This window comes from Pantoea sp. JZ2 (assembly GCF_035191405.1).
Classification (GTDB): domain Bacteria; phylum Pseudomonadota; class Gammaproteobacteria; order Enterobacterales; family Enterobacteriaceae; genus Pantoea; species Pantoea stewartii.
This window is the reverse complement of sequence record NZ_CP045247.1, coordinates 1,728,249-1,753,160: the sequence shown is the minus strand read 5'-3', so window position 1 is coordinate 1,753,160 and position 24,912 is coordinate 1,728,249. Positions and strand designations below refer to the sequence as shown.

Here is a 24,912-nt window from a genome sequence, read left to right as displayed (position 1 = left end):
CACTTCATGCCATTGTCGCGGGCGCTGATACGCCAGGCAACTTATCCTCGTCGCATCGCGTGGAAGAGCGCGATTGTTGGTAGTTTGTTTTTCTTGTTGTTAACGTCTGTTTTGCTTATTCAGACCCAGCACCATCGCAAGCAACAACACAAGCAGTTGCTCATCGACAGCAGCACCGATTTTCAGCACAGCGTGAACGCCCTTATTTCAGATACCCTCATTCCGCTGCTTCCCTTAGTTAAGTCTGAATGCTACATCGTTAATCACGAATTAACCGCGCGTGCAGCCTTTGCGGGTGACATACGCGCCATTATCCTGGTTAAAGACGGTAATGCCTTTTGCTCCTCGGCGACGGGCAGTTTCTTTCAGCCGCTCAGCGCGCTCTCACCGCGCACCGATCCTACACGTGAACGGGATATTCGTTTACTGCCCGGAACGCCAATGCAGCCAACAAAACCGGCGCTGGCGATCTGGATCAAACAACCTGGCACCCAGCAGTCAGGCCTGTTTGTCACGCTGAATGTCAGCCTGTCACCTTATCAACTCAAAGCGTCATCTCACCCCGAAATTACCGGTATCGCGTTACTTGCGCATAATACTGCCCTGACAAGCTGGCAGCCCACGCTGGTGCGAAATCACCTAATCCCCTCACCCCTTATGCAGACGCCAATGGACGGATTGCCGTTTCAGTTTGCACTTTATGGTTCAACCTTATCGGCGAGCGACTACCAAACGATCATGCTGATTAGCCTGTTGTTTGCGTTAATTGTCAGCGGGATGAGCTGGGTGTTACTGTCCCGGGTGCGCCGTCCCGGTAAAGAAATCACGATGGGCATTCGACGTGGCGAGTTTCATGTTGAATATCAGCCCATCATCACAGCAGCAGACAGGCAATCGTACGGCATTGAGGCGCTGCTTCGCTGGACGCACCCTTCAGGCGAAGCAATCTCACCCGACATTTTTATCAGTTATGCCGAAGCGCAAAACCAAATCATTCCCCTGACCCGGCACCTTTTTGAGCTGGTTGCACGTGATGCACATCTACTGCGCCACACGCTGCCGAAAGGAACCTGCATCAGTCTGAATATTTCGCCGCTGCATCTGGGTGCCTGTAGCTTTCGCGATGATGTGCTGTACTGGCAAGACAGCATGCCGCACGATCACTTTCAATACGTTTTTGAGATTACTGAACGTGCTGTGGTGGAAAACAGTAACGCGGCCGCACTGTTTAACTGGCTTCATCAGCGCGGAATTAAAATTGCGGTAGATGATTTCGGTACCGGGCACAGTGCATTAATCTATCTTGAAAAGTATGCGTTTGATTATCTGAAGATTGACCGTGGGTTTGTTCAAAGTATTGGCACCGAAACGATTACCTCGCCCGTACTGGATACAGTCTTACAGCTGTCAAAGAAACTGAATCTGATGAGCGTGGCGGAAGGCGTTGAGACGGATGAGCAGGCAAGCTGGCTGATCAACCGTGGCGTGACACATTTGCAGGGCTATCTGTTTAGCCGCCCGCTACCGCCCGAACAGGTCAAGGCGTTCTTTCTGCGCCAGACCAGCCAGTCCATCAGCCTGTAACACCGCTGCGGTGTCAAAACGTTCAGGAGACCGCCCTCTTTATGCCGTTCAGCTATGTTGTTTTGCTGCTGTGCTGCTGGTTGACCAGCCCGCTGCACGCCAGCCCGGTGCAGGTCAGTTACACGTTTGCTCAGTTGGGCACGCCGAAGTATGCCGTGGACTTTCATCATTACGACTATGTGAACCCTGACGCGCCGAAGGGCGGCAAAATTGTTCAGGCTGTGCCCGGCACCTACGACAATTTCAACCGCTACGCATCGCGCGGCAATCCGGCGGCGGGCACCGGCACACTGTATGACAGCTTATTTACCACGTCGGATGATGAACCCGGCAGTTACTATCCGCTGATTGCCGAATCCGCCCGTCATCCCGCTGATTTTCGCTGGATGGAGATCACCCTTAACCCGCGTGCGCGATTTCACGATGGCTCTGCCATTACCGCTGAGGATGTCGCGTTTACGTTTCACACATTCATGACCGAAGGCGTGCCCCAGTTTCGTCTCTATTATCGCGGCGTGACGATGGAGGCGGTTAATCGTCTGACGGTGCGTATTACGTTACCGGCACCCGACAAAGATTTGATGCTGAGCTTACTATCGCTGCCGGTGATATCGCATACCTTCTGGCAGAATAAAAAGTTTAACGAACCGCTCAGTCAGCCTCCTCTGTCGAGCGGACCTTACCGCATCAGCCGCTGGAAGCTGGGCCAGTTTATTGAGTACAGTCGCGTGAAGGACTACTGGGCAGCTGATTTGCCGGTCAACCGCGGTCGCTTTAATTTTGACGTCATGCGTTACGACTATTACCTGGATGACAACGTGGCGTTTGAGGCGTTTAAGGCCGGCGCTTTCGACCTGCGAGAAGAGACGTCCGCGAAAAAATGGGCAACGCAGTACCGTGGCCGTCACTTTGACGATCAGCAGATTGTGAAAGAATCTATGCCCAATACCGCGTCAATTGATACGCGCTGGCTGGCGCTCAATAATCAAAAACCCCTGTTTCAGGATCGACGGGTACGCCAGGCGATGGCGCTGGCCTTTGATTTTGAATGGATGAATAAAACGCTGTTCTATCATGCCTTTAAACGTACCAGCAGCTATTTCCAGAATACAAAATATGCTGCACAGGGCCAACCTGATGCCGCACAGCAACGGCTACTCACCCCTTTCCGTGCGCAGTTACCGCCGGACATCTTTACCGACGCCTGGGCACCCCCGACAACCCATGGCAGCGGTTACGATCGCACGAACCTGCTTAAAGCCATGTCCCTGCTGAACCAGGCTGGCTGGCATGTTAAAAACCAACGCCTGGTGAACGATAAGAACGGAAAACCCTTTACGGCAGAGCTGCTGTTGCCCGGTGGCACCAACAGCGAATGGGCCCTTCCCTACCAGCATAACCTTTCCCGCCTGGGGATCACCTTAACGCTGCGTCAGATTGACAGCTCTCAGTATCTGCGTCGCCTGCGCAGCGGCGACTATGATATGGTCAGCACGGTGTATCTCGCGATGCCAACGCCCTCACGTAACCTGCAGGCTAGCTGGCAGTCGGACTATATTCAGTCCTCGTGGAACCACGCCAGGGTTCAGGATCCCGTCGTTGATCACTTCGTTAAAGCGATTGTCGACCATCAGGGTGACGCCGACGCCTTGCTGCCACTGGGGCAGGCGCTGGACCGCATTTTGCTGTGGAATGCGTACATGATCCCGATGTGGTACAGCGCCGACCAGCGCCTTGCCTTTTGGAATAAATTTTCCCATCCTGCGAGGAAACCTGATTACAGTACGGGACTGGATAACTGGTGGTATGACGTCAGTAAAGCCGGCCGCCTGCCCGCTAACCGACGCTAAGGACATCCTGTGGCAATGTACTTTTTTCGCAGACTGTTACTGATCATTCCGACCTTGTGGGCCATTATCACACTCAACTTTTTCATTGTGCAGATCGCGCCCGGCGGCCCGGTTGATCAGGCGCTGGCGAACATTCAGTTTGGCCAGACCAGCGGCATGCCCGGCGCAGGCGGCGCTGACAGCAGCGGAACGCGGTCCAGCCTGAATCGCTCAACGCCTGGCGATAATCAGTATCGCGGCGCACGTGGTCTGGACCCGGAAGTGATCGCCGAAATTGAAAAGCGTTATGGTTTCGACAAACCCATCGGGCAGCGCTATCTTTCGATGCTGTGGAACTACCTGCGCTTTGACTTTGGTGACAGCCTGTTTCGCAGTGCGTCTGTGTTGCAACTGATTAAAGAGAGTTTACCGGTATCCATCAGCCTCGGCCTGTGGAGCACACTGATTATCTATCTGGTGTCGATTCCGTTAGGGATAAAAAAGGCCGTGCGGAATGGTAGCCCGTTTGATATCTGGAGCAGCACGTTCATCATCATTGGCTACTCGGTGCCTGCTTTTCTGTTCGGTATTATGCTGATAGTCCTGTTTGCCGGCGGCAGCTATTTCGACTGGTTTCCCCTGCGCGGGCTGACCTCGCCGCAGTTTGCCACCCTGCCCTGGTACGGCAAGGTGGAGGATTATCTCTGGCATATTGCGCTTCCGGTGCTGGCTACGGTCATTGGCGGTTTTGCTACTTTAACCATGCTGACCAAAAATGCGTTTCTTGATGAGATTCGCAAACATTACGTCGTCACCGCCCGGGCTAAGGGGGTTTCCGAGCGCCGTATCCTGTACCACCACGTGTTCCGCAATGCGATGCTGCTGGTGATAGCCAGCTTCCCCGCCACCTTTATCAGTATGTTTTTTACCAGCTCGGTCCTGATTGAGGTGATGTTCTCGCTGAATGGTTTAGGTCTGCTGGGATTTGATGCCACCGTCCAGCGGGATTATCCGGTGATGTTTGGTACCCTGTATATTTTCACCCTGATTGGGTTGCTGATGAATATCCTGAGTGATTTGACCTACACGCTGGTTGATCCTCGTATCGATTTTGAGAGGCGATAATGCAGATTTCGCGTTTAAACCAGCAACGCTGGCAGCGCTTCCGGCATCATCGACGCGGCTACTGGTCGCTGTGGATTTTTCTGTTTATCTTCGTTCTTTCCCTGTGTGCCGAGCTGGTTGCCAACGACAAGCCGCTGCTGGTGCACTATCAGCACCGCTGGTACGCGCCTCTGTTTTTTAACTACAGCGAAACTGACTTCGGCGGCGACTTTGCGACGGCAGCCGATTATCAGGATCCCTGGCTGCAACAGCGGCTGGAAAAAGCGGGTTGGGCGCTCTGGGCACCCATTCGCTTTGGAGCAAATACCCTCAATTTTGCGTCACAGGTGCCTTTCCCTTCACCTCCCTCGCGACAAAACTGGCTGGGTACTGACGCCAACGGTGGCGACGTGCTGGCGCGGTTGCTGTACGGTCTGCGTATTTCGCTTCTGTTCGGTCTGCTGCTTACGCTGTTTTCCAGCGTCATCGGTATCGTCATTGGCGCAATACAGGGCTACTTTGGCGGCAAAACAGATCTGATAGGACAACGACTTACAGAAGTCTGGTCCGGTATGCCTTCGCTGTTTTTACTGATTCTGCTGTCCAGCGTGGTTCAGCCCAGCTTCTGGTGGCTGCTACTGGTGACCGTGCTGTTTGGCTGGATGAGCCTGGTCAGCGTGGTCCGTGCCGAATTTTTGCGTACCCGCAACTTTGACTATATTCGCGCGGCGCAGGCGCTGGGCGTCAACGACGCACGCATCATGCTGCGGCATATGCTGCCGAATGCGATGGTCGCTACGCTGACCTTTCTGCCTTTTATTCTGTGCGGTTCGATTACCACGCTGACGTCCCTCGATTTTCTAGGTTTTGGCTTGCCCATCGGTTCGCCTTCGCTGGGTGAACTGCTGCTGCAGGGAAAAAATAATTTGCAGGCACCGTGGCTGGGTTTATCTGGCTTTTTTACGCTGGCGATACTGCTGTCGCTGCTGATTTTCATTGGTGAAGCCGTACGCGACGCCTTCGATCCCAGTAAAGGAGTCTGAATGGACGCGCCACTGCTTGCCGTTAATCACCTTTCCATCGCCTTTCGTCAGGGCAAACAGCTGCATCAGGTCGTGAAGGATGTTTCACTGTGCGTTGAGGCGGGAGAAACGCTGGCGCTGGTAGGCGAATCCGGCTCAGGGAAAAGCGTCACGGCCCTGTCAGTCATGCGGCTCCTGCATGAGGCCGCCGTCGTCTATCCGCAGGGAGAGATTCTGTTCGCCGGTGAGAACCTGTTAACGGCATCAGAGCAGCGCCTTCGCGGACTGCGTGGCAATCAAATGGCGATGATTTTTCAGGAACCCATGGTTTCTCTCAATCCGCTGCACAGCATCGAAAAACAGCTGTACGAAGTTCTGTCTTTGCATCGCGGGCTGCGGCGGGAAGCGGCACGGGCAGAGATTATTCGCTGTCTGGATCGCGTCGGTATTCGCCAGCCCGCCTCGCGACTCAATGATTTTCCGCACCAGCTCTCCGGCGGTGAACGCCAGCGCGTCATGATCGCCATGGCGCTGCTCACCCAACCGAAGCTGTTGATTGCCGATGAACCGACGACCGCACTGGATGTCACGGTACAGGCGCAAATCCTTACCCTGCTGCGTGAACTGCAACAGGAACTGAATATGGGGATGCTGTTTATTACGCATAACCTGAACATCGTTCGTCAGCTGGCGGATAACGTGAGCGTCATGCGCGCCGGTCAGGTGGTGGAGCACAACCGCAGCGCGGTTCTGCTTCGTCAGCCGGAGCACGCTTACACTCAGCAACTCCTTGCGGCCAACCCGGAAGGCCGCGCCGTGCCGCTCGCGGCCGAATCTCCTGTGATGCTGAACGTGGCGCATTTGCGCGTCACTTTCCCCCTGCATCAGGGGCTGTTTAAGCGTAAAACGGGCGAAAAGATTGCCGTCAACTCGATCAGTTTTCGCCTTAAACGCGGGGAAAGCCTGGGGCTGGTGGGCGAATCCGGTTCGGGGAAAAGCACCACCGGGCTGGCCCTGCTGCGACTGATAGCCGCTCAGGGCGAAGTCTGGTTTGATCATCAACCGCTGCATCAACTGTCACGTAAACAGCTGTTGCCGCTTCGCCGCCGTATTCAGGTAGTGTTTCAGGATCCTGACTCTGCGCTTAATCCGCGCATGACCGTCCTGCAAATTATCGCCGAAGGGCTGGCGGTGCATTTTCCGCAGTTGAGTGCGGCACAGCAGGAAGAGCGGGTTATCGCGGTGATGGCAGAAGTCGGGCTGGACACGGAGAGCCGCCATCGTTATCCGGCAGAGTTTTCGGGCGGACAGCGGCAGCGAATCGCTATTGCACGCGCACTGATTCTGGAGCCTGAACTGCTGTTGCTGGATGAACCCACATCATCGCTGGATCGCTCGGTCCAAAAACAGATTCTGGATCTGCTGCGTGGGCTGCAACAGCAACGTCAGCTCAGCTATGTGTTTATCAGCCACGATCTGGAAGTGGTTCGCTCGCTCTGCCATCAGCTGATCGTCCTGCGACAGGGAGAGGTGGTGGAACAAGGTGACTGTGAAACGTTATTCGCCGCCCCACAGCAAGCCTATACTCGCGAGCTGCTCAGGTCAGTGGCGCTCAGCGACCAATAAAGGTCTCCGCAATCGCAACGCCCTGGTTTTTCAGACAGCAGTTAGTGGCGCTTTCATCACAACGGCGGATAAAAAGACAGGGTTGCCCTTCGCACTCGGCAATTTTGCCATCGACCTGAATGGCGGTCAGCATGTCTTTCAGTTCATGCAAAATCTCCCAGGCAGGCACGCCATCGTGGCTTATCAGACGAAGCGCGATAACATCGTGCTCTTCTGAATCCGTATCGTCAGTCTCAATCACGCTATGACGATCGCTCAACCAGCGAAACCGCTGGGGTAAACGATGCACCACCGAAAGTTGCAACATAGTGATCAGTATCTCCAGAGAATGCAGCCAATTCACCACCAACGGTATCAGCATCGCGCGCCGAACCTGTCATGCGCGTTATCAGCCAAATTGCGAGTTGAATCTCATTTTGGGCTATATGTACCGCGTTTAATGATAACTAACAATCATTTTAGACCCAATGTGATTACTTTATTTGCTATTTTTTTTCACAAATAAGAAACATTATTGTCTTTGCAGGTCAGGACAGGCGAAAGCGAAGGCTGCCGCCTGCTTAGCGGGCGGCAGAATGCGGACGTGACGCGTAGAGAAAGAGCGCAACGGAGAGCGTTGCACAGAGCGCAATGGTGCCCACCATAGGCCAGGCACTGTTAAAGCTGAACAGGGAGAGCAGCGCACCGGCCAGTGCGCCTACGCCGAAACGTAGCGTGCCCGCCAGTGAAGACGCCGTACCGGCCATGTGCGGAAATTCATCCAGAATTACCGCCATGGCATTTGATGACACCATGGACACACAGCCGATAAACATGGCGATACCGAAGACCAGCGGCAAGAACCCCAGATCAAACGCGCTGACCACCAGCAACCAGATGCCCATCGCAAACTGCACCAGTAACCCAAAACGGAACAGGGTGACAGGGCCAAAACGGCGCACCGCGCGGCTGTTAATCAGGGTCATGATGAACAAAAACACGATATTCAGGCCAAAATAATAGCCAAAGCTTTGCGGCGAAATATGATTGAGCTCGATGTAAACAAACGGGCCCGCATTGAGAAAGGTAAACAGTCCCGCAAAGGAGAACCCGCTCGACAGCATATAGCTGAACGCCCGTTTATGGCGAAATAAAGCCACAAAATTCCCTAGCGTCGTGCGCAGATGAAAACGCTGGCGCTGCGCAGGCTTCAGCGTCTCCCGAATCTGGGTCGCGACCAGAACGGTGGTAATCAGCGCGGCTATCGAGAGTGTCCAGAAAATGGCGTGCCAGCTCCAGAGCAACAGCAGCCAGCCACCGATAATGGGGGCCAGCAGCGGCGCAATGGTGGTGATTAACATCACGAAGGACATCATGCGCGAAAACTCCTCTTTCGAGTAGCTGTCGCGCATCAGGGCATTTATCACGACACTGGCAGCCGCAGCGGACAAGCCGTGCAAAAAACGCATCGCGATAAGCTGTTCTATTGACTGAGAAAGCGCGCAGGCTGCCGCCGCACAGGCAAATATCAGGGTGCCCAGCGTTATCACCGGTTTGCGACCATAGCTGTCGGCCAGCGGACCGTAGATCAACTGCCCAATGGCGAACCCCAGAATATAAAGATTGAGCGTCATCTGTACGCTACCTGCGGATACCGCAAACTGACGCGCAATTTGTGGCATGGCAGGCAGATACATATCTATCGACAATGGCATCAACATCGCTAACAGGCCGAGAATGATCACCAACCCCATTGGCGAATTTTTTTCCTTGCGCACCGGCTTTCTCGCTATTTCTGTTTCAGTTCGTCAGGCAAGCCAATGCTGGCTATCTCTTCTTCTGTTAACGGGCGGTATTCTCCCGGTTCCAGGTCCTCGTCCAGGACGATGGCGCCAATGCGCTCACGGTGTAACTCCACCACCCGATTCCCCACGGCGGCGAACATGCGTTTGACCTGATGATAGCGCCCTTCGCTGATCGTCAGCAGGACTTCCGTCGGTGTGATGATCTCAAGCTGTGCGGGTTTGGTCAGGCTCTTTTCGTTATGCAGTTGTACGCCTGCACTGAACTGCGCAGCGGTATCGTCGCTTACCGGCGCTTCAAGCGTCACACGGTAGGTTTTCTCACAATGGTGACGCGGTGAAGTGATACGGTGCGACCACTGTCCGTCGTCCGTCAGCAGCACTAATCCGGTCGTATCAATATCCAACCGGCCTGCGGCGTGCAGTTTGAATGCCATCGGTTCTTCGATGAAATAGACGATGGTAGGATGATCGGGATCGTCCGTGGAGCAGACATAGCCCTGCGGTTTATTCAGCATGAAATAGCGCGGCCCGGTCTGCATCTGAAGCACGTTGCCGTCATACTCGACCTCGTGATCGGGCTGGAGTTTGAACGCGGTATCGCGTACCACCTCACCATTAACGGTGACACGTTGACCACGGATTTCGCGTCCGGCGATAGCACGGCTGATTTCCAGTTGCTGAGAAATGAATTTGTCGAGTCGCATGAATGTGTTTTGCCTGTTACTGCGGAGGGAAACTAAAACGGCGTTATTAACCGTTGAAAAAGTCTGGGAAGTATAGCCTGAACGGCGTCTCTCTGACAGCGCGTTTATAGACGATTCGTGGCATAATTGCAGCAGGTTTTCCAAAAGTGAGCAGCATGTCTTTTACTTTACGTCCCTATCAACAGGAAGCGGTAGATGCCACCGTCGCCCACTTCCGGCGTCATCATGAACCTGCCGTGATAGTGCTGCCCACCGGGGCCGGAAAAAGCCTGGTGATCGCGGAACTGGCACGCCTGGCCCGCGGCCGGGTGCTGGTGCTGGCGCATGTCAAAGAGCTGGTGGCGCAAAATCACAGCAAATATCAGGCTTACGGCCTGGAGGCTGATATCTTTGCGGCAGGCTTACAGCGTAAAGAGAGTCAGCGAAAAGTCGTGTTTGGCAGCGTGCAGTCCGTTGCGCGAAACCTCAGCCTGTTTGACAGCGCCTTTTCGCTGGTGATCGTGGATGAGTGTCACCGCATTGGTGACGACAAAGAGAGCCAGTATCAACAGATTTTTACGCATCTGCGTCAGCACAATCCCAACCTGCGTTTACTGGGCTTAACGGCCACACCATTCCGTCTGGGCAAGGGCTGGATCTACCGTTTTCATTATCACGGAATGGTGCGTGGCGACGAAAAAGCCCTGTTCCGCGACTGCATCTATGAACTGCCCCTGCGCTATATGATTAAGCACCAGTTTCTGGTGCCCCCTGAACGGCTGGATATGCCGGTCGTGCAGTATGATTTCAGCCGCCTGACCGCGCAGGCGAATGGCCTGTTTAGCGAAGCCGATCTGAACCGGGAACTCAAACAGCAGCAGCGTATTACCCCACAGATCATTCGTCAGGTTGTGGAATTTGCCGACGATCGCCAGGGCGTGATGATTTTTGCTTCCACGGTCGAACACGCACGGGAAATTCTGAGCCTGCTGCCGGAAAACAGCGCGCTGGTCTCGGCGGAAACCCATGCCAAAGACCGCGATGCCCTGATCGCCGCCTTTAAAGCCCAGCAGCTTAAATTTCTGGTGAACGTCGCCGTGTTAACGACCGGCTTCGATGCGCCGCATGTGGACCTGATTGCCATCCTGCGTCCCACGGAATCGGTCAGCCTGTATCAACAGATTGTCGGGCGTGGTCTGCGCTTGTCTCCCGGCAAGAAGGACTGCCTGATTCTGGACTATGCCGGTAATCCCCACGATTTGTTTACGCCCGAAGTGGGGACGCCAAAAGGGAAAAGCGACAATCAGCCCGTGCAGGTGTTTTGCCCTGCCTGCGGTTTCGCCAACACCTTCTGGGGCAAAGCCACAAGCGATGGCATGGTGATTGAGCACTTCGGCCGGCGATGCCAGGGCGTTTTAGAGGACGACGAGGGCGAGCGTGAACAGTGCGACTACCGTTTCCGCTTTAAAAACTGCCCGGAGTGCAACGCAGAGAACGACATTGCTGCGCGTCGCTGCCGCGAATGCGACAAGATTCTGGTCGATCCTGACGATATGCTCAAAGCTGCCCTGAAACTGAAAGATGCCCGGGTTCTGCGCTGCGGTGGCATGACCCTGGAACAGGGCCGCGATGAAAAAGGCGAATGGCTCAACGCCACCTACTTTGATGAAGACGGCACCAGCGTCAGCGAGCGCTTTCGCCTGCAAACCCCTGCACAGCGCAAGGCCTTCGAACAGCTCTTTATGCGCCCGCACCAGCGCGCACCCGGCGTGCCGCTGGGCTGGCAAACCGCCGCCGATGTGCTGGCCTTACAGCCGCTGCTGCGTCATCCCGATTTTGTTGTGGCGCGCGCCAAAGGCCGCTTCTGGCAGATTCGCGAGAAGCTGTTTGACTATCAGGGCCGTTTCCGCCGGGCCAATGAACTCCGCTAGGTCGTATTAGCGTTTGCCCCGGTGGGGGATTACGGCTATAATGCCGCCCGCTTTTGCATGTGCATCAGCGGTGTTGAATAACCCTTCTGTTACTGGGTCGCCTGTAGCAGAAATTATAAAGAGACGTATTAATGTTCACTATCAATGCAGTAGAACGTAAAGAGCAGGGTAAGGGTGCGAGCCGCCGCCTGCGCGCAGCAAACCGTTTCCCGGCCATCATCTATGGTGGTTCAGAAGCGGCTGTTTCTATCGACCTTGACCACGACCAGGTAATGAACCTGCAAGCGAAGCCAGGCTTCTACGAAGAAGTTCTGACGCTGGTTGTTGATGGTAAAGAAACCAAAGTTAAAGTGCAGGCTGTTCAGCGTCACCCGTTCAAGCCAAAACTGCACCACATCGACTTCGTTCGCGCTTAATCGCCGGGTGAGTTGAAAGTAGAAGGGCCGGTTGCGAAACCGGCCCTTTTATTTTGTCTGCGGTCAGCCGGAACGTCATGTCCGGCTCGCCATTACTTACTGCTGGTACGGCGCTGTAGCTGTTCGCGCAGGTTGGGCGGCGTGCCCTTGATGGTCAGGGTATCCGTCACCGGGTCCCAGAAAATGCGCTCGCCAAGCAGCATGGCATCAAAATTTAGCGTCAGCCCCCCGCCGCTCCCGGCAAATTTGGTTAACTGACGTAAGGTGCTGCGGTCGGCCGGGAAATGTTCTTCCAGTTCATAGCCCTGCTCCTGGGTAAAGGCTTCAAACGTTTTATCCCCCAGCGGTGGCAGTTCGCCAGACAGCGCCTTCAGCGCAATCTCTTCGCCTGCCTGAAGTTGCTCATTACAGTAGCTGTAAACCTGCTGGCGATAATTTTGCCGCTCATTTTTATCCAGATTCGACTCGTCACAGTAATCATCTACCGCCTGTAACAGGCCACGGTTTTGTGCTTTGGTATCCAGGCCGACTTCCGCGCCCAGGAAATCCATAAAGAAATCGGCCACTTTGCGCCCGACCCGGCCGCGCAAAAAAGTCAGGTAACGGGTGGATTCCGGATTGGTTTCCCATTCGGTGAGATCGATACGTGCCACGATATCCGCATGATTGATATCCAGATAGTGTGTGCTACTGATATCCATTTGTTCGTTGACGCGCATACTGGACTGGCTGTTCAATACCGCCACCAGTAAATACTCTACCGCCAGGTAACGATACTGAATAAACAGCACCACGCCGCCTTCTGCAAAGGGATACTTTGCCAGTTCATCACGCAGGCGTCCGGTCGCCGCCCGGCTAAAGGCGAGGAAATCATCATGTCCTTTGCGGCAGTTACGCAGCGCCTCGGCCAGTTCGCTTTCCGCATTAAACAGCCCGTAAGCTTTACTCTTCGCACTGTAAACACGGTGCAACTCTTCCGCCATTGCTTCGACCGTGCTGGTGGCCGGCAGTAACGAATCACGCAACACCAGCTCTAGCTGATTTTCATCACGTTTAATTAACTGATGCAAGGCAATCTGGTCGATATCCAGACTCATGGTAAACTCCTCCTGGTAGCACAGGCGCGTATTCAAACACCGCCAGCAGCAGCTTTCAACTCTCTGCATAACGCAGACCGGATGCTTTCGATAAATTTGCGGAAAAAAGTGCGTTGTTCCGGTACTATATCGCCTTTTGAGACGAGATAAGTTTTCGCTATGCCACAATCATCCCGTTACAGCGACCAACGCGTTGAACAACTCCTCGCGGAAATGGCGCAGGTTTTGCAAAAAGACCAGGCTCCCACCGATCTCTCCCTGATGGTTCTGGGGAACATGGTAACCAACCTGATTAACAGCGATGTTGCGCCTGCGCAACGTCGCGCTCTGGCTCGTTCTTTTGCTGATGCGCTACAGGCGTCGGTAGACGACAGTACTCATTAATTTGCCGGTCTGACGTAAAACTATGGTAACCAACCGACAGCGCTACCGCGAAAAAGTCTCCCAGATGATTAGCTGGGGACACTGGTTTGCTCTGTTTAATATCTTTTTCGCGCTCATTTTGGGTAGCCGCTATTTGTTGGTTGCCGACTGGCCTGCCTCCCTGGCGGGACGTATCTATGCGTACAGCAGTTGGATTGGCCACTTCAGCTTTATTGTCTTTGCCGCCTATTTACTGATTATTTTTCCGCTAACGTTCGTCGTTATGTCGCAACGTCTGATGCGGGTCCTGTCGTCGGTGGTGGCCACGGCAGGACTGACACTGCTGATGGTCGACAGCGCGGTATTTAACCGTTTCCATCTTCACCTTAATCCGGTGGTATGGGAACTGGTGATCAATCCTGATCAAAGTGAGATGGCGCGCGACTGGCAGTTGATGTTTATCGGCGTGCCGCTGATTTTTCTGGTGGAGATTTTGTTTGCCACCTGGAGCTGGCAGAAGCTACGTAGCCTGAACCGCCGCTCTTTTGGCAAACCGCTGGCGGCCCTGTTTATCTGCGCCTTCTTTGCCAGCCACCTGATGTATATCTGGGCGGACGCCAACTTCTACCGCCCTATTACTATGCAACGCGCCAATCTGCCGCTCTCCTACCCGATGACCGCGCGACGTTTCCTGGAGCGCCACGGCTTACTGGATGCGCAGGAATATCAACGCCGCCTGGTACAGCAAGGCGATCCCGAAGCGGCGGCCGTGCAGTATCCGCTGAGCGATATCACCTTTGCGGATAAAGGTACGCGCGATAACCTGTTAGTGATCACGGTGGATGGCCTGAACAGCGCCAACACCGACACGGCGCTGCCCGCGCTAGGCGCGTTTGCCCGTCAGAACGTGCGTTTCACGCAGCACTTCAGCGCAGGCGATAACGCTGAAAGAGGGCTGTTTGGCCTGTTCTACGGTATTTCACCCAGCTATATGAACGGCGTGCTGGCGCAACGTACGCCTTCTGCCCTGCTGACGGCGCTGAGTACGCAGGGCTATCAGTTTGGTTTGTTCTCTTCTGACGGCTTCAACCAGCCGTTGTACCGTCAGGCGCTGTTGTCAGATTACTCGCTGCCTGCCAGCGGCGATCAGCCCAATGCCAGCACCGTATCGCAATGGCAAAACTGGCTGAGCACGCAAAAAGTTGACGGCACGCCATGGTTCTCCTGGCTGGCCCTGAACGGACCGGATATCAGCGGCAACAATGACAAAACCCGCCAGCGCAGCTATCTGCGCCAGGCACCGGCACTAAATGAACAGATTCAGGCGATCCTCACCACGCTACAGCAGCGTGATTTGCTGAAAAACACTGTGGTCGTGATTACTGCACAGCACGGTATTGCGCTGGAGGGCGATCCGGATAACGAGGGAAATCGCCAAAACCTGCAGGTGCCGCTGGTGATTCACTGGCCGGACACGCCCGCACAGACGGTGACGCGCCTTTCCGATCATCAGGACGTGATGGTGACGCTGATGCAGCGCTTGCTGCATGTGCGAACGAATCCGGTGAATTATGCGCAGGGTGAAGATCTGTTTGCGGCACAGCGCCGTCATGACTGGGTGACCAGTAGCGAAGACAATAAGCTGGTCATCACCACGCCGAAAGTCACGCTGGTGCTCAACAATAACGGTAGCTATCGCGCCTACGACGCAGACGGCAATACGTTGAAGGATCATAAACCCGAGCTGGCGCTGTTGTTGCAGGTGCTTACAGAAGAGAAGCGTTTTATCGCTAACTGATTAATAATAAGGCAGTTAGGCGTTGGAACGCTTGCATTCGTGCTGATAATCAGTAGACTAGCTCTCCAAAGTTCGGCACGTAGCGCAGCCTGGTAGCGCACTGTCATGGGGTGTCAGGGGTCGGAGGTTCAAATCCTCTCGTGCCGACCAAATTATCCCGAAAAAACCAACCTTTACGGTTGGTTTTTTTATGTCTGTCTCTGGGCCCGCCAACCTGGCCGGCCCGACCTGTATTCAACCCCGCAGATCAATCAGCACCCGGTTCCAGCTCAGCGGCGGCAACGTCACCTGCATCTGACGACGTTCAGCCTCAGTGAGCGTGCGTGACGTTGGCACCACGTTGTCGGGCTGAGCAAAAGTGTTTTTTGCGTCCAGCGCATAACCTGCCAGTATGCTGTGTTCGGCTATCGTCCCTTCACCAAAGCCATCGAGCATAAAGGCCACATCCGCTGCATCATGCTCGTGCATAATGAGCGCGAAGAAGGCAATTTGCTGTTTCTCTTCGTTGTACACCGCCGCGCTCTGTATCTGCCGGGTTTCGCCGTGCACCGTATTCAGGGTGGGAACATTGGCAAAATAGCGTAAGGCATGCCCTCGCCCGCAATGGCTCACCATCTGGAAAGGCCAGTAGATCGTCTGGCGAATGGCCTCGCCTCCCGGACGGGTAAAGATGGGGGCAATCACATTAACTAACTGGGCCAGAGAAGCCATTTTTACGCGGTCACAGTGATTGAGTAACGAGCACATCAGCCCGCCAAACGTCAGCGCGTCAAGGAAGGTGTAAGACTGTTCAAGTAACGGCGGTGCTTCCTGATAGCGATTATCGGGATCGGTAAAGTAATCCTGCCAGGGCTCGCCTTCAATGGACCAGATATTCCATTCATCAAATGACAGCATCATTTTTTTATCGCTACGCAGTTTGGCTTTCACATAGTCGGCTGTGGCCGTGATGGTATGAATAAAATCATCCATTCGCTGGAAAGACGCCAGGAAGTCCTGCGGATTGCCGGTGCTGTTTTCAAAATAGTGGTGGCAGGAAAGGTAATCGATCTGATGATAAAGCCCTTCCAGAACGATGCGATCCCATTCCGGATAACTGGCCTGTAACGAGTTTGAACTGCCACAGGCGACCAGCCTGATATCCTGATCGACCCAGCGCATGATTTTTGCCGTTTCACGGGCTTTTTTCACGTAATCTTCTGCACTCAGTTGCCCGGTTTGCCAGTCACCGTCCATCTCGTTACCCAGGCACCAGAGTTTGAAATTGTACGGCGCTGCCCGACCATGCTGGATACGCAAGTCGCTCAGCGCGGTACCCGATGCCACATTACAGTACTCAATAAAGTAACCGGCCTCCTGCGGCGTGCCGGTGCCAAGATTTACGGCAATCATGGGCGTCAGCCCATAGCTTTCACACCAGGTCGCGAACTCATCAATGCCAAACTGATTGCTCTCTTTGGTAAGCCATGCGTAATCCAGCCGCACCGGACGCTCAGCTTGCGGCCCAATACCGTCTCGCCAGTTGTAACCAGAGACAAAGTTGCCGCCAGGATAGCGTACGGTGTTAATCCCCAGATCCTGCACCAGGGCCCCCACATCCTGACGAAAACCGTGCCGATCCGCCGTGACATGACCGGGTTCATAAATACCGCTGTAGACCGCACGTCCAAGATGTTCCACAAAAGAACCGTACAGCGCGTCATTGACCTGGCCGATGTAGTTTTGTTTTTGAAAAAAGTACTTAATCATTTTCTCCCCTTCTGTCTTCTCTGTGGCCAACGCGCAGAGGCTCACTCAGGATGCGTCGATAACAGGTCGTCTTCGATGGTTTTCATTTTGGCCGTGGTCAGTATGTAGCGCGTGCGGACCAGCCACACAGAAAGCAGATAACCCACGACCGGAATCCAGACCATCAGCGTATAAATGCCCGCAATCGCGCTAGCTTTTTGAATGGCGACATTGGCCTGATAACCGGTAACCGACAGCACGGCCCCCACCATCGCGCCACTGACGGCCAGCGCAATTTTGAGTGAAAACAGGTTACCGGAGGCACAGATGCCGGACAGACGTTTACCCGTTTTCCAGTCGCCATAGTCATCCACATCGCCAATAAACGACCACAGAATGGGCGCGCCAATCTGATGAATCACTGACAGAACAAAGAACCAGACAAAGACCACCAGCACATTCTGCGCGGGCAGAAAAAAGAACCCGACAGACATCATCAGCGCGATAGCTTTGCATGCCTGGTAAACGGTGACTTTGCACCAGCGGTTGGTGAAATACGGTGTGATATAGGAACCCAGAATCCCGGCGACAATCCCGGTGCTCAGAAATAGCGTGGCATAATAATCGTTTAGCCCCATCACGTATTTGGCAAAATAAATACACGCGGCCCCGCGCACAAACGACGGAATACAATCCAGGAACATGGCAAAGACACAGACGACCCACTGATCGTTTTTCATGATTTGCCGGATAATGTTAAAGATGGAATCCCCGGCGTTGCTTTTGGGGATCACGCGCTCCCGTGTCGTAGCCACGCAAAAGACAAACAGGAACAGGGAAATCACGGCAAAAATCGTAATGACCCAAAAGAAGCCCATTTGCCGGTTGCCATTACCGAAGAAAGCCACCATCGGCAACAATGTCAGAGTACAGAATAAGCTGGCAAAGCCAGCGCCCATAAAACGAAACTGCTGACAGGACACCCGCTCCTGCGCATTGGTGGTGATAACACCGCCTAGCGAGCAGTACGGAATATTCACACCGGAATACAGCAGTGACAAAATCAGATAGGTAATAAACGCATACAGGATCTTTGCATTGCCCTGCAAATCGGGCGTGTAAAACATCACCATACAACTCATCGCAAACGGTACGGCGAAGCCAATGATCCACGGACGAAAGCGTCCCCAGCGTGTGGTGGTTTTATCAATCCAGGCGCCATAAAAAGGATCAAAAATCGCATCTGCAAAACGGACAACAAGAAAGATGGTCGCCACCACGCCCGGTGCCAGACCAAATATATCCGTATAAAAAAATGACAGGAACAGGGTTATCGGGTTGAACAGCATATTACAGGCTGCATCACCGGCCCCAAATCCGGCCTTCTCAATAAAGCCTACACGACCCGAGCGGTCTGACTGAACAGTGTAATCGGCATGAATGGTTGACGTTATGTGCGTTTTCATTTTCCACCTTCCTGAAAAGAGGTGGCGATAAGCATATGTTTTAGAGGTGTTTTTAACCTACGATAACGCTCTCATAAGCAAAATAATAACCATATATTCCATGTATTCAGCGTATATGGGCATATATTCAGCCATCATCTCGCCTGGGATAAAACCGACAGCAGCCTGGTTAATACGCGTCAGTCACCATCAAAAATTTAATTTTCTGCAAGTATAAAACCCGACGCTAATCACCTTTCCTGTGCAAAGGAGAAAAACGCCGACGATATTATTCCTTCTCTGATTCGCCTCTCCCCTGCCTTAATCTGCAATGCGGTTTGTTGCGATGGAGACCTCCGCGCGTTACCCGCACTCACCTTTATGAGACAATGCGATGCATCGACAAAACATCGCGGTTAACGACCCACGCTGAAACAGATAGCCGCGCACGTCAACAACAGCAGGGTCATCACCTCCTGGCTGTCGCCGCGCGGCTTAGGTTCAGGCACAAACAACAATTTATTTAACCGCGGTCGCGCGAAGAGCAGGCGCACGCTACGCTTATCGCCATCAACAGGTTTGTGGTTGAATACCAGCAACATTTCCAGGCTTACGATTAACATGAATTATTTTAACGACATACAACACTTTATCGAGAATAAACCCGCCCTTTCTATTGCTGTTAACCTCCTGGTGTTGATTGTCGCGGGCCTGGTAGCCCATCTGATATGCAAATTTTTTGTGGTCAGAGTGGTGCGTAAAGTGTTCTTCAGCAGTCACAAGAATCAGGTGCCGCTGGATAAAGATGTCAGATTGTCTGAAAAACTATCCAATTTTATTCCGGTCATCACGGTCTACTTCCTGTTACAGTTTATGCCGGACCTGCCCAAGCACCTGTTAATCGCCATAAAAACCATTTGCGGCATTTTATTTATGGTTTATCTGTCGCTGTTTTTTAATGAAGTACTGGAGATTGTGAACATCTCCTATGTCAAAAAATCAAAACGTAAAAATCATTCAATCAAGGGCTATATTCAGGTCGGTAAGATTCTGGTCCACATTATCTCTGCGATAATGATCCTGGCCATTATGTCGAATAAGTCTCCAGCCATTATCATCTCCAGTCTGGGTGCCGTGGCAGCGGTTCTGATGCTGGTCTTTCAGCACACCTTGTTATCACTGGTGGCGAATATTCAGCTCTCATCGAATGACGTGCTACAGCTTGGCGACTGGATTGAGCTGCCCGCGAATAATATCAGTGGCGAGGTCATTGATATCGCGCTGCACACCATCACCATTCGTAACTGGGACAATACACTTTCGCGTGTGCCCACAAAAACCTTTCTGACCGAAACGTACACCAACTGGCAGGCAATGTTTTCCTCCGGGGCACGACGCATTATGCGGAGTTTCTACCTTGATCAAACGTCAATACGCTTTTTAGATCATGCCATGCTGGAGCCGATGGTTCAGGTCCGCGGCATCAGCGAACAACTGTCAAAGCTGATGGATGGTCGGGAACTGAGCGCGGTCGGTGACCGTTGGTTTGTTGAAAACGGCATGACTAACCTGATGGTCTTTCGTCACTATCTTACTGCCTGGCTGACACAGCGGGAGGATATCCACAAAGACATGTATATCGTGGTGAGATCGCTGAAACCGTCAGCCGAAGGGTTACCGATTGAGATCTACTGCTTTACCTCCTCCGTACTCTGGGTGGACTATGAAAATACGCAGTCGGCAATCTTTGAATATATCTATGCCATCGCTAACGTTTTTTCATTACGTATTTATCAGCGCCCGTCCGGCAGCGATCTCAGTTTTCTGTCGCAGGGGCCTGTCCGGCAAGCAGCAGAAAGTGAACCCCAACCGTGAAAGCGGAAAACGCAGAACAGATAGCATGGCAGTGAGCGGATAGTGAGTCGGGCAATGCTGAGGCGGTTTCCCTCTGGCTTGCCAGAAAAAGGCCTGAAAGGGAGATTCAGGAAAAAAGTCATTGGGTTAACGTGACATGCAAAGTGTTTGTGGCTTCACAAAACGGGCAAATATGACAGCCATTCATGAAATTGAAACAATTTTGTAATAAAAATAACTTATTCTGTTTCCTCCTGAAATCGAGGATACAGATATGGTCATCAAAGCTAAGAACCTGAAGGATGCAGAAGACTTACTGCATTCAGGCATCAGTAAGGTGGAGCTGGCATACGACATCGGTTGTGACGATTTCTTCCGTCTGGCAAGTCAGTGGTGCGATCGCGGTGCGCGCATCAGTAAAGGCCAACACCACTTTGTCGTGTCCCTGAAAAACTTTGCCATCCCACCCAATGATTGATTATCTCAAGCGACCAACCCACCGTTGTTGGCTCTGGCACTGTCAGGCCTGAGTGGAAGCTGAAAACGCCAACCCAACATTGAAAAGCCGCTGATTTGAGCGGCTTTATCTTTTGTCTTATTTCCGTTAATCGTCGATGCGCCGGCAACGGCTGCCACGCGTCTACAAGCCGGTATCGGTAAGCTTTATCGCATCCTGCGTGGCCCGCTCGCGCTCACTGTCGGTTAACTCATACAGCCTGCCATCGCGCATCTCCAGCAGACGATCGGCATGAATGAAGTAGTGATCATCATGGCTGATTGCAAAGACGGTTTTGCCCGCCGCCTGCAACGCAGGCAGCAGTTCGCGGTAAAACACCCGGCGGAAATGCGGGTCCTGATCGGCGGCCCACTCATCCAGCAGCAAGACGTCGCGTTGTTCCGCCACCGCCAACAGTAACGCCAGTCTTTTGCTCTGCCCCTTCGACAGTTGCAGATTAAGTATCTTATTCCCCTCAATCTTCAGCTTGTCCTGCATTTTTAGCTTTTCAAGCCATAGCTGGACACGGGCAGGCGAAGCCGGTTCGCCCTGACTGTCAATCAGGCGATCAAACAGGTGCACATCGGTAAAGACGGCTGAAAAATGCTGCCGCCAGGCATCCCGGTCGCCAGCATCGACCGGCTGACCGTCGATCACCAGACAACCGGACTGGGGCTGATACAGACCTGTCAGCAGCATCGCCAGCGTCGACTTACCGCTGCCGTTACCGCCAATCAAAAACACCAGTTCGCCACGACGAAGCGTCAGGTTGACCGGACCCACCCGAAACCCGTTTTCACCGTAATGAAAGGTGACGTCGCGCAACTCAAGCGTTTGCCACGGAGTTGTTGCTGCGGGGACAGGAAAATCAGGTTGATAAGGTGCAAGTTCAAACAGCGCGAGTTTGCGAAAGGCCACCTGCGCGCTGAGCAATGTCGGCAAGGCCCCTACCGCCGACAGCAGCGGCGTGCGCAGAAACAGCAGCGTCAGGGAAAACGTTGCTGCGACAGCCGTATTCGCCCAGCCCAGACTGTTTGCCATGAAAAAGACCATGCCGATAGCACCCAGCGTCATGATATTGGACCAGTTGACGGCACTGAGGTGGAAAGTATCGGCGCGCACAATGTGGTGCCGGTAAGCGCGGGCATCCTGCTGATAAACCGTGTCATAAATCAGTCGGGCACGCGCGCGGTTAAGCTGCAGCTCTTTACGTCCTTCAATCACCGTCTGGTAGTCACGGTAAAGGTTGTCTTCAACTTCACGCAGTTTCGCCATGTGCTGATAAACCCGGGAAACCAGCATCCAGCCGCCCACCAACGTCACAGCCAGCCAGCCGCTGGTTACCAGCAACATTTTCGGCGACAGCCAGGCAAGATAGAGCGCTGAACCCAGCGTGATAATGATGCCCTGAATCAGCTCCGGCAGACGCACAAACGCAAGGGTAATGGCCCGGATATCGCTGGTTAATCCTGCCAGCAGTTGCGCACTGCCTGTTTGCTCGATGCGCTCCACGCGCGTATCCAGAATACGTTTGATAAATTCGCCGCGCAGCCGCCAGACAAACTGATGCCCCAGCCAGGTCAGCGACAGCTGTGAGGCCAGGGTCACCGCCATCAGCAGCGCGACCTGAGCCAGAAAAGCCGGCAACACGCTTAGCGAGGTATTCACCGCAACAATCATCTGGCCGTTAATAAACGCAATCATGCCTAATCCCAATGCCGCACTCAGCAGGGTGAGCAAAATCACACCAATAAACGGCCAGCGATACTGATTAAAAACAACCTGTAACAACGCCATAAAACCTTACCCGGCAATCCAGTGAGCCTGCAGTGTAAAGTGATGGCAAATGATAGCAATAGTTATTCGCACTAACTTGCGCACGTTAAAACGCCCGGCGAAATGTCAGGTTATAGCGGAACGCGCCAGTCAGCGGATGAATACCGGCTTTCAGCGGCAATATTCCATGGTAACGCAGGCGAGACGGGCCGCCCCAGACCACCACATCGCCGTGTTCAAGTAGCACCCGCTGCGCCTGATCGCTGCGTTCAAAACCACCAAACTGAAATACAGCAGGCAACCCCAGCGACACAGAAACGATCGGCTGACGCAGATCTTTCTCGTCTTTATCCTGATGCAAAGTCAGTTTTGCCCCAGGTTCATAGCGGTTGATGAGGCAGGCATCCGGGTTAAACGCCGGAAAGCCCGCCTCTTCTGCCGCCTGACGGGCCAGTAGCCGGAACGTCTCCGGCATCGCAGGCCACTGGCGTTGATGTGTGCTGTCCTGCTCACTGTAACGGTAGCCGCGCGCATCCGTGGACCAGCCAAAATCACCACAGTTGGTCATGGCGACGGACATGCGGTGTCCTCCCGGCGTAATACGGTGTTCAAACGGATTGCTCGCCGCAATCGTCATGATCGCCTCATACAGTGCGTCGGCCTGATCGCGGGCACGTCGCCGCAATATCACGGCGCCGTCCGCCAACGGTTCCTGCCAGGGTGAAGCGTCACTAAACAGATCCAGCATGCGTTTCTCTCTGTCAGTCAGATGGAATAATGAAAGCGGTAAATTGTGGCGACATCCAGCTCACAAATTTGTCCCCTTCCTTCGTAATCAGGTACACCGCCAGCTTCTCTTTCAGAGCCAGCGCTTTGGCTTTTTCTGTGCCTAGCACCATAAGCCCGGTATCCCAGCCGTCGGCTTCCATCGCGGTCGTGGCAATCACGGTTGCCGAAACCAGCTTGTGATCGACAGGCCGGCCTGTGGCCGGATCAATAATGTGGGAGAGGCGTTTACCGTCCAGTTCATAATAGTTGCGATAGCTCCCCGACGTACTGATCCCATGGCCCTGCAGATCGACTCTGGCCTGAACCGCATTTTCTCTGTCAGTCGGTTTTTGAATCGCAACCCGCCACGGCTGGTTCTGTGCATTCATTCCACGGGATAAGACGGCTCCCCCGACCGACACCAGATAGTTATTGATGCCTTCCTGCTCCATCAGGCGAGCCAGATGATCGGTGGCAAATCCTTCGCCCATAGTGGAGAGGTCGACATACAAGCCTGGCAGATCTTTCTGCAGCCATTGTCCGTTGCTGCCCTGTATGACGCGCAAATGCTGTAAGCCGGTCAACGCTCTGGCCGCAGCAATCTGTTGATCATCGGGAATATGCACGGGCTGTTTATCCGGCCCAAACCCCCATAAATTCACCAGCGGTCCCACCGTAATATCCATGGCACCTGCTGTTTTTTTACCGATACGTAAAGCCATCGTCACAATATCAGCCATGTTTTCACTCACCGGCTGCGGCGTGGTGGCGCGGCTCTGATTAAAGCGAGAGAGCACGGAGGTAGCCTTCCAGGTTGAAAGTTCGGCATCGTCGGCATCCAGTTGTTGCTGAATGCGCTGCTGCAGATCGGCTTTACGCGTTTCATCCACGCCCGCCAGGCTCACCCGCCACACCGTTCCCATCGTTTTCCCTTCCAGCACCATTCCGTCTTTGGTTTTTGATGCGGGATGATCACATCCTGCTACCAGCAGGACCGCCGCCACTAACAGCAGATTAATCTTACTTCTCATCATTATTCATCCATAACGGGCGTTTTATGCCTTTTTCAAAGCATAAACATTAAGTAAATTAAATTAAAACTGGTTGATAAAGCTGAGTGAGTCGCACAGACTGGATCGTTCTCCTCAATACTGAGGGCGTAAGCATAAGGAGCAACAGATGATTTATATAATCCTTGCCGTTGCGCTGGGCCTGTTCGTTATTGGCAGTTATAAAACCTGGCAACAACGCCGTCACCGCCACATGGTTACGACTTATCTGCGCCGTCGTTGATCACGTCTGCACCATCAAAGGTCATTCTCTTCCCCTGAATCGCCGGCCATTGTAGCAAAACGGGCGAGATGTCCGTGGCTATGAGAGCGGTCGGACTGGCATGAATCCTGCACGTGTAATGCTATCTGCGTTGCCGGGAGAGAGAGGATGGAAAAGCCAGAAATCGGAATGACGGCGTTACAACGCTGGTTGAGTTACGCCGCGTTTACCTTGTCAGGTGTGGCGTTTGAAGGGGCGAGATACGGCAACGTTCTTGTGCCGTCAGACGAAAACCATCCGCCAGCCTCGGTGGGTGAGGAATAACGCAGGGAGCGC

General features: G+C 53.6%; 23 protein-coding genes and 1 tRNA gene. 14 read left to right on the top strand and 10 right to left on the bottom strand.

Annotation, left to right across the window (positions count from 1 at the left end; translation table 11 throughout):
* Window positions 1–6 precede the first annotated feature (6 nt).
* Genes GC087_RS08605 through yejF form a run of 5 tightly spaced genes read left to right on the top strand, consistent with a single transcriptional unit; the run spans window position 7 to window position 7,165 of the window.
* Complete coding sequence (locus GC087_RS08605; RefSeq protein WP_033740578.1) at window positions 7–1,584, top strand: cyclic di-3',5'-guanosine monophosphate phosphodiesterase PdeN; 1,578 nt, start codon at window positions 7–9, stop codon at window positions 1,582–1,584.
* 41 nt (window positions 1,585–1,625) lie between these two features.
* Window positions 1,626–3,434: an extracellular solute-binding protein gene (locus tag GC087_RS08600; protein WP_324030290.1), complete on the top strand. Its 1,809-nt coding sequence runs from the start codon at window positions 1,626–1,628 to the stop codon at window positions 3,432–3,434.
* Between the two features lie 9 nt (window positions 3,435–3,443).
* Window positions 3,444–4,538 carry a microcin C ABC transporter permease YejB gene (locus tag GC087_RS08595; protein ID WP_262959296.1) on the top strand — a complete coding sequence of 365 codons (1,095 nt, stop codon included), beginning with the start codon at window positions 3,444–3,446 and terminating at the stop codon, window positions 4,536–4,538.
* Window positions 4,538–5,560, top strand: a complete 1,023-nt coding sequence (locus GC087_RS08590; RefSeq protein ID WP_058708433.1) for an ABC transporter permease — start codon at window positions 4,538–4,540, stop codon at window positions 5,558–5,560. The genes GC087_RS08595 and GC087_RS08590 overlap by 1 nt, the downstream gene beginning before the upstream one ends.
* A complete protein-coding gene (yejF, locus tag GC087_RS08585) occupies window positions 5,561–7,165 on the top strand; it encodes a microcin C ABC transporter ATP-binding protein YejF (protein ID WP_205956646.1) in 1,605 nt (534 codons plus the stop codon). It begins immediately after the preceding gene.
* Here yejF and GC087_RS08580 read toward each other — a convergent pair.
* From GC087_RS08580 to rsuA, 3 genes are all read right to left on the bottom strand, one after another.
* On the bottom strand, window positions 7,152–7,472 hold the full coding sequence (locus GC087_RS08580; RefSeq protein ID WP_033740957.1) for a YejG family protein: 321 nt from the start codon (window positions 7,470–7,472) through the stop codon (window positions 7,152–7,154). The two genes, yejF and GC087_RS08580, sit on opposite strands and share 14 nt — an antisense overlap.
* Before the next feature lie 253 nt (window positions 7,473–7,725).
* Window positions 7,726–8,922, bottom strand: a complete 1,197-nt coding sequence (locus GC087_RS08575) for a Bcr/CflA family multidrug efflux MFS transporter (RefSeq protein ID WP_006119971.1) — start codon at window positions 8,920–8,922, stop codon at window positions 7,726–7,728.
* A gap of 11 nt (window positions 8,923–8,933) precedes the next feature.
* Complete coding sequence (gene rsuA, locus GC087_RS08570; RefSeq protein WP_033740587.1) at window positions 8,934–9,653, bottom strand: 16S rRNA pseudouridine(516) synthase RsuA; 720 nt, start codon at window positions 9,651–9,653, stop codon at window positions 8,934–8,936.
* A gap of 155 nt (window positions 9,654–9,808) precedes the next feature.
* Between rsuA and GC087_RS08565 the strand changes: the two genes are divergently transcribed.
* Window positions 9,809–11,563 (top strand): DNA repair helicase RadD, encoded by a 1,755-nt coding sequence (locus tag GC087_RS08565; RefSeq protein WP_205950537.1) that lies wholly within the window; start codon window positions 9,809–9,811, stop codon window positions 11,561–11,563.
* A 131-nt stretch (window positions 11,564–11,694) separates the two neighbouring features.
* The gene (gene rplY, locus GC087_RS08560; RefSeq protein WP_006119974.1) at window positions 11,695–11,979 is read left to right on the top strand and encodes a 50S ribosomal protein L25; all 285 of its coding nucleotides are present in this window, start codon (window positions 11,695–11,697) and stop codon (window positions 11,977–11,979) included.
* A 92-nt stretch (window positions 11,980–12,071) separates the two neighbouring features.
* Here rplY and yejK read toward each other — a convergent pair whose 3' ends face one another.
* Window positions 12,072–13,076, bottom strand: a complete 1,005-nt coding sequence (yejK, locus tag GC087_RS08555; protein ID WP_033740589.1) for a nucleoid-associated protein YejK — start codon at window positions 13,074–13,076, stop codon at window positions 12,072–12,074.
* Between the two features lie 159 nt (window positions 13,077–13,235).
* Here yejK and GC087_RS08550 point away from each other — a divergent pair, with 159 nt between their 5' ends.
* From GC087_RS08550 to GC087_RS08540, 3 genes are all read left to right on the top strand, one after another.
* The gene (locus GC087_RS08550; RefSeq protein WP_006119976.1) at window positions 13,236–13,460 is read left to right on the top strand and encodes a YejL family protein; all 225 of its coding nucleotides are present in this window, start codon (window positions 13,236–13,238) and stop codon (window positions 13,458–13,460) included.
* A gap of 22 nt (window positions 13,461–13,482) precedes the next feature.
* On the top strand, window positions 13,483–15,237 hold the full coding sequence (gene yejM / locus GC087_RS08545; protein ID WP_058708435.1) for an LPS biosynthesis-modulating metalloenzyme YejM: 1,755 nt from the start codon (window positions 13,483–13,485) through the stop codon (window positions 15,235–15,237).
* A gap of 73 nt (window positions 15,238–15,310) precedes the next feature.
* A tRNA-Pro gene (locus tag GC087_RS08540) sits at window positions 15,311–15,387 on the top strand.
* 84 nt (window positions 15,388–15,471) lie between these two features.
* Here GC087_RS08540 and GC087_RS08535 read toward each other — a convergent pair.
* The 3 genes from GC087_RS08535 to GC087_RS08525 all read right to left on the bottom strand — a co-directional run bounded on the left by GC087_RS08535 (window position 15,472) and on the right by GC087_RS08525 (window position 19,033).
* Window positions 15,472–16,986: an arabinosylfuranosidase ArfA gene (locus tag GC087_RS08535; RefSeq protein WP_324030289.1), complete on the bottom strand. Its 1,515-nt coding sequence runs from the start codon at window positions 16,984–16,986 to the stop codon at window positions 15,472–15,474.
* A gap of 41 nt (window positions 16,987–17,027) precedes the next feature.
* Window positions 17,028–18,431, bottom strand: a complete 1,404-nt coding sequence (locus tag GC087_RS08530; RefSeq protein WP_324030287.1) for a glycoside-pentoside-hexuronide (GPH):cation symporter — start codon at window positions 18,429–18,431, stop codon at window positions 17,028–17,030.
* A gap of 395 nt (window positions 18,432–18,826) precedes the next feature.
* Window positions 18,827–19,033 (bottom strand): hypothetical protein, encoded by a 207-nt coding sequence (locus GC087_RS08525; protein WP_044242209.1) that lies wholly within the window; start codon window positions 19,031–19,033, stop codon window positions 18,827–18,829.
* Between GC087_RS08525 and GC087_RS08520 the strand changes: the two genes are divergently transcribed.
* Together GC087_RS08520 and GC087_RS08515 are read left to right on the top strand one after the other, a co-directional pair.
* Window positions 19,032–20,285, top strand: a complete 1,254-nt coding sequence (locus tag GC087_RS08520; RefSeq protein ID WP_324030285.1) for a mechanosensitive ion channel family protein — start codon at window positions 19,032–19,034, stop codon at window positions 20,283–20,285. The two genes, GC087_RS08525 and GC087_RS08520, sit on opposite strands and share 2 nt — an antisense overlap.
* Before the next feature lie 253 nt (window positions 20,286–20,538).
* Complete coding sequence (locus GC087_RS08515) at window positions 20,539–20,742, top strand: hypothetical protein (RefSeq protein ID WP_006119987.1); 204 nt, start codon at window positions 20,539–20,541, stop codon at window positions 20,740–20,742.
* A 162-nt stretch (window positions 20,743–20,904) separates the two neighbouring features.
* Here GC087_RS08515 and GC087_RS08510 read toward each other — a convergent pair whose 3' ends face one another.
* From GC087_RS08510 to apbE, 3 genes are all read right to left on the bottom strand, one after another.
* Window positions 20,905–22,557 (bottom strand): multidrug ABC transporter permease/ATP-binding protein, encoded by a 1,653-nt coding sequence (locus tag GC087_RS08510; RefSeq protein ID WP_205956758.1) that lies wholly within the window; start codon window positions 22,555–22,557, stop codon window positions 20,905–20,907.
* 85 nt (window positions 22,558–22,642) lie between these two features.
* Complete coding sequence (gene alkB, locus GC087_RS08505; protein ID WP_110268202.1) at window positions 22,643–23,284, bottom strand: DNA oxidative demethylase AlkB; 642 nt, start codon at window positions 23,282–23,284, stop codon at window positions 22,643–22,645.
* A 13-nt stretch (window positions 23,285–23,297) separates the two neighbouring features.
* On the bottom strand, window positions 23,298–24,338 hold the full coding sequence (gene apbE, locus GC087_RS08500; protein ID WP_033740598.1) for an FAD:protein FMN transferase ApbE: 1,041 nt from the start codon (window positions 24,336–24,338) through the stop codon (window positions 23,298–23,300).
* A 145-nt stretch (window positions 24,339–24,483) separates the two neighbouring features.
* Here apbE and GC087_RS08495 point away from each other — a divergent pair, with 145 nt between their 5' ends.
* Window positions 24,484–24,597: a hypothetical protein gene (locus GC087_RS08495; protein WP_006119983.1), complete on the top strand. Its 114-nt coding sequence runs from the start codon at window positions 24,484–24,486 to the stop codon at window positions 24,595–24,597.
* Window positions 24,598–24,744: 147 nt separating this feature from the next.
* Complete coding sequence (locus GC087_RS08490) at window positions 24,745–24,900, top strand: hypothetical protein (RefSeq protein WP_006119982.1); 156 nt, start codon at window positions 24,745–24,747, stop codon at window positions 24,898–24,900.
* The last annotated feature ends 12 nt before the right edge of the window (window positions 24,901–24,912 follow it).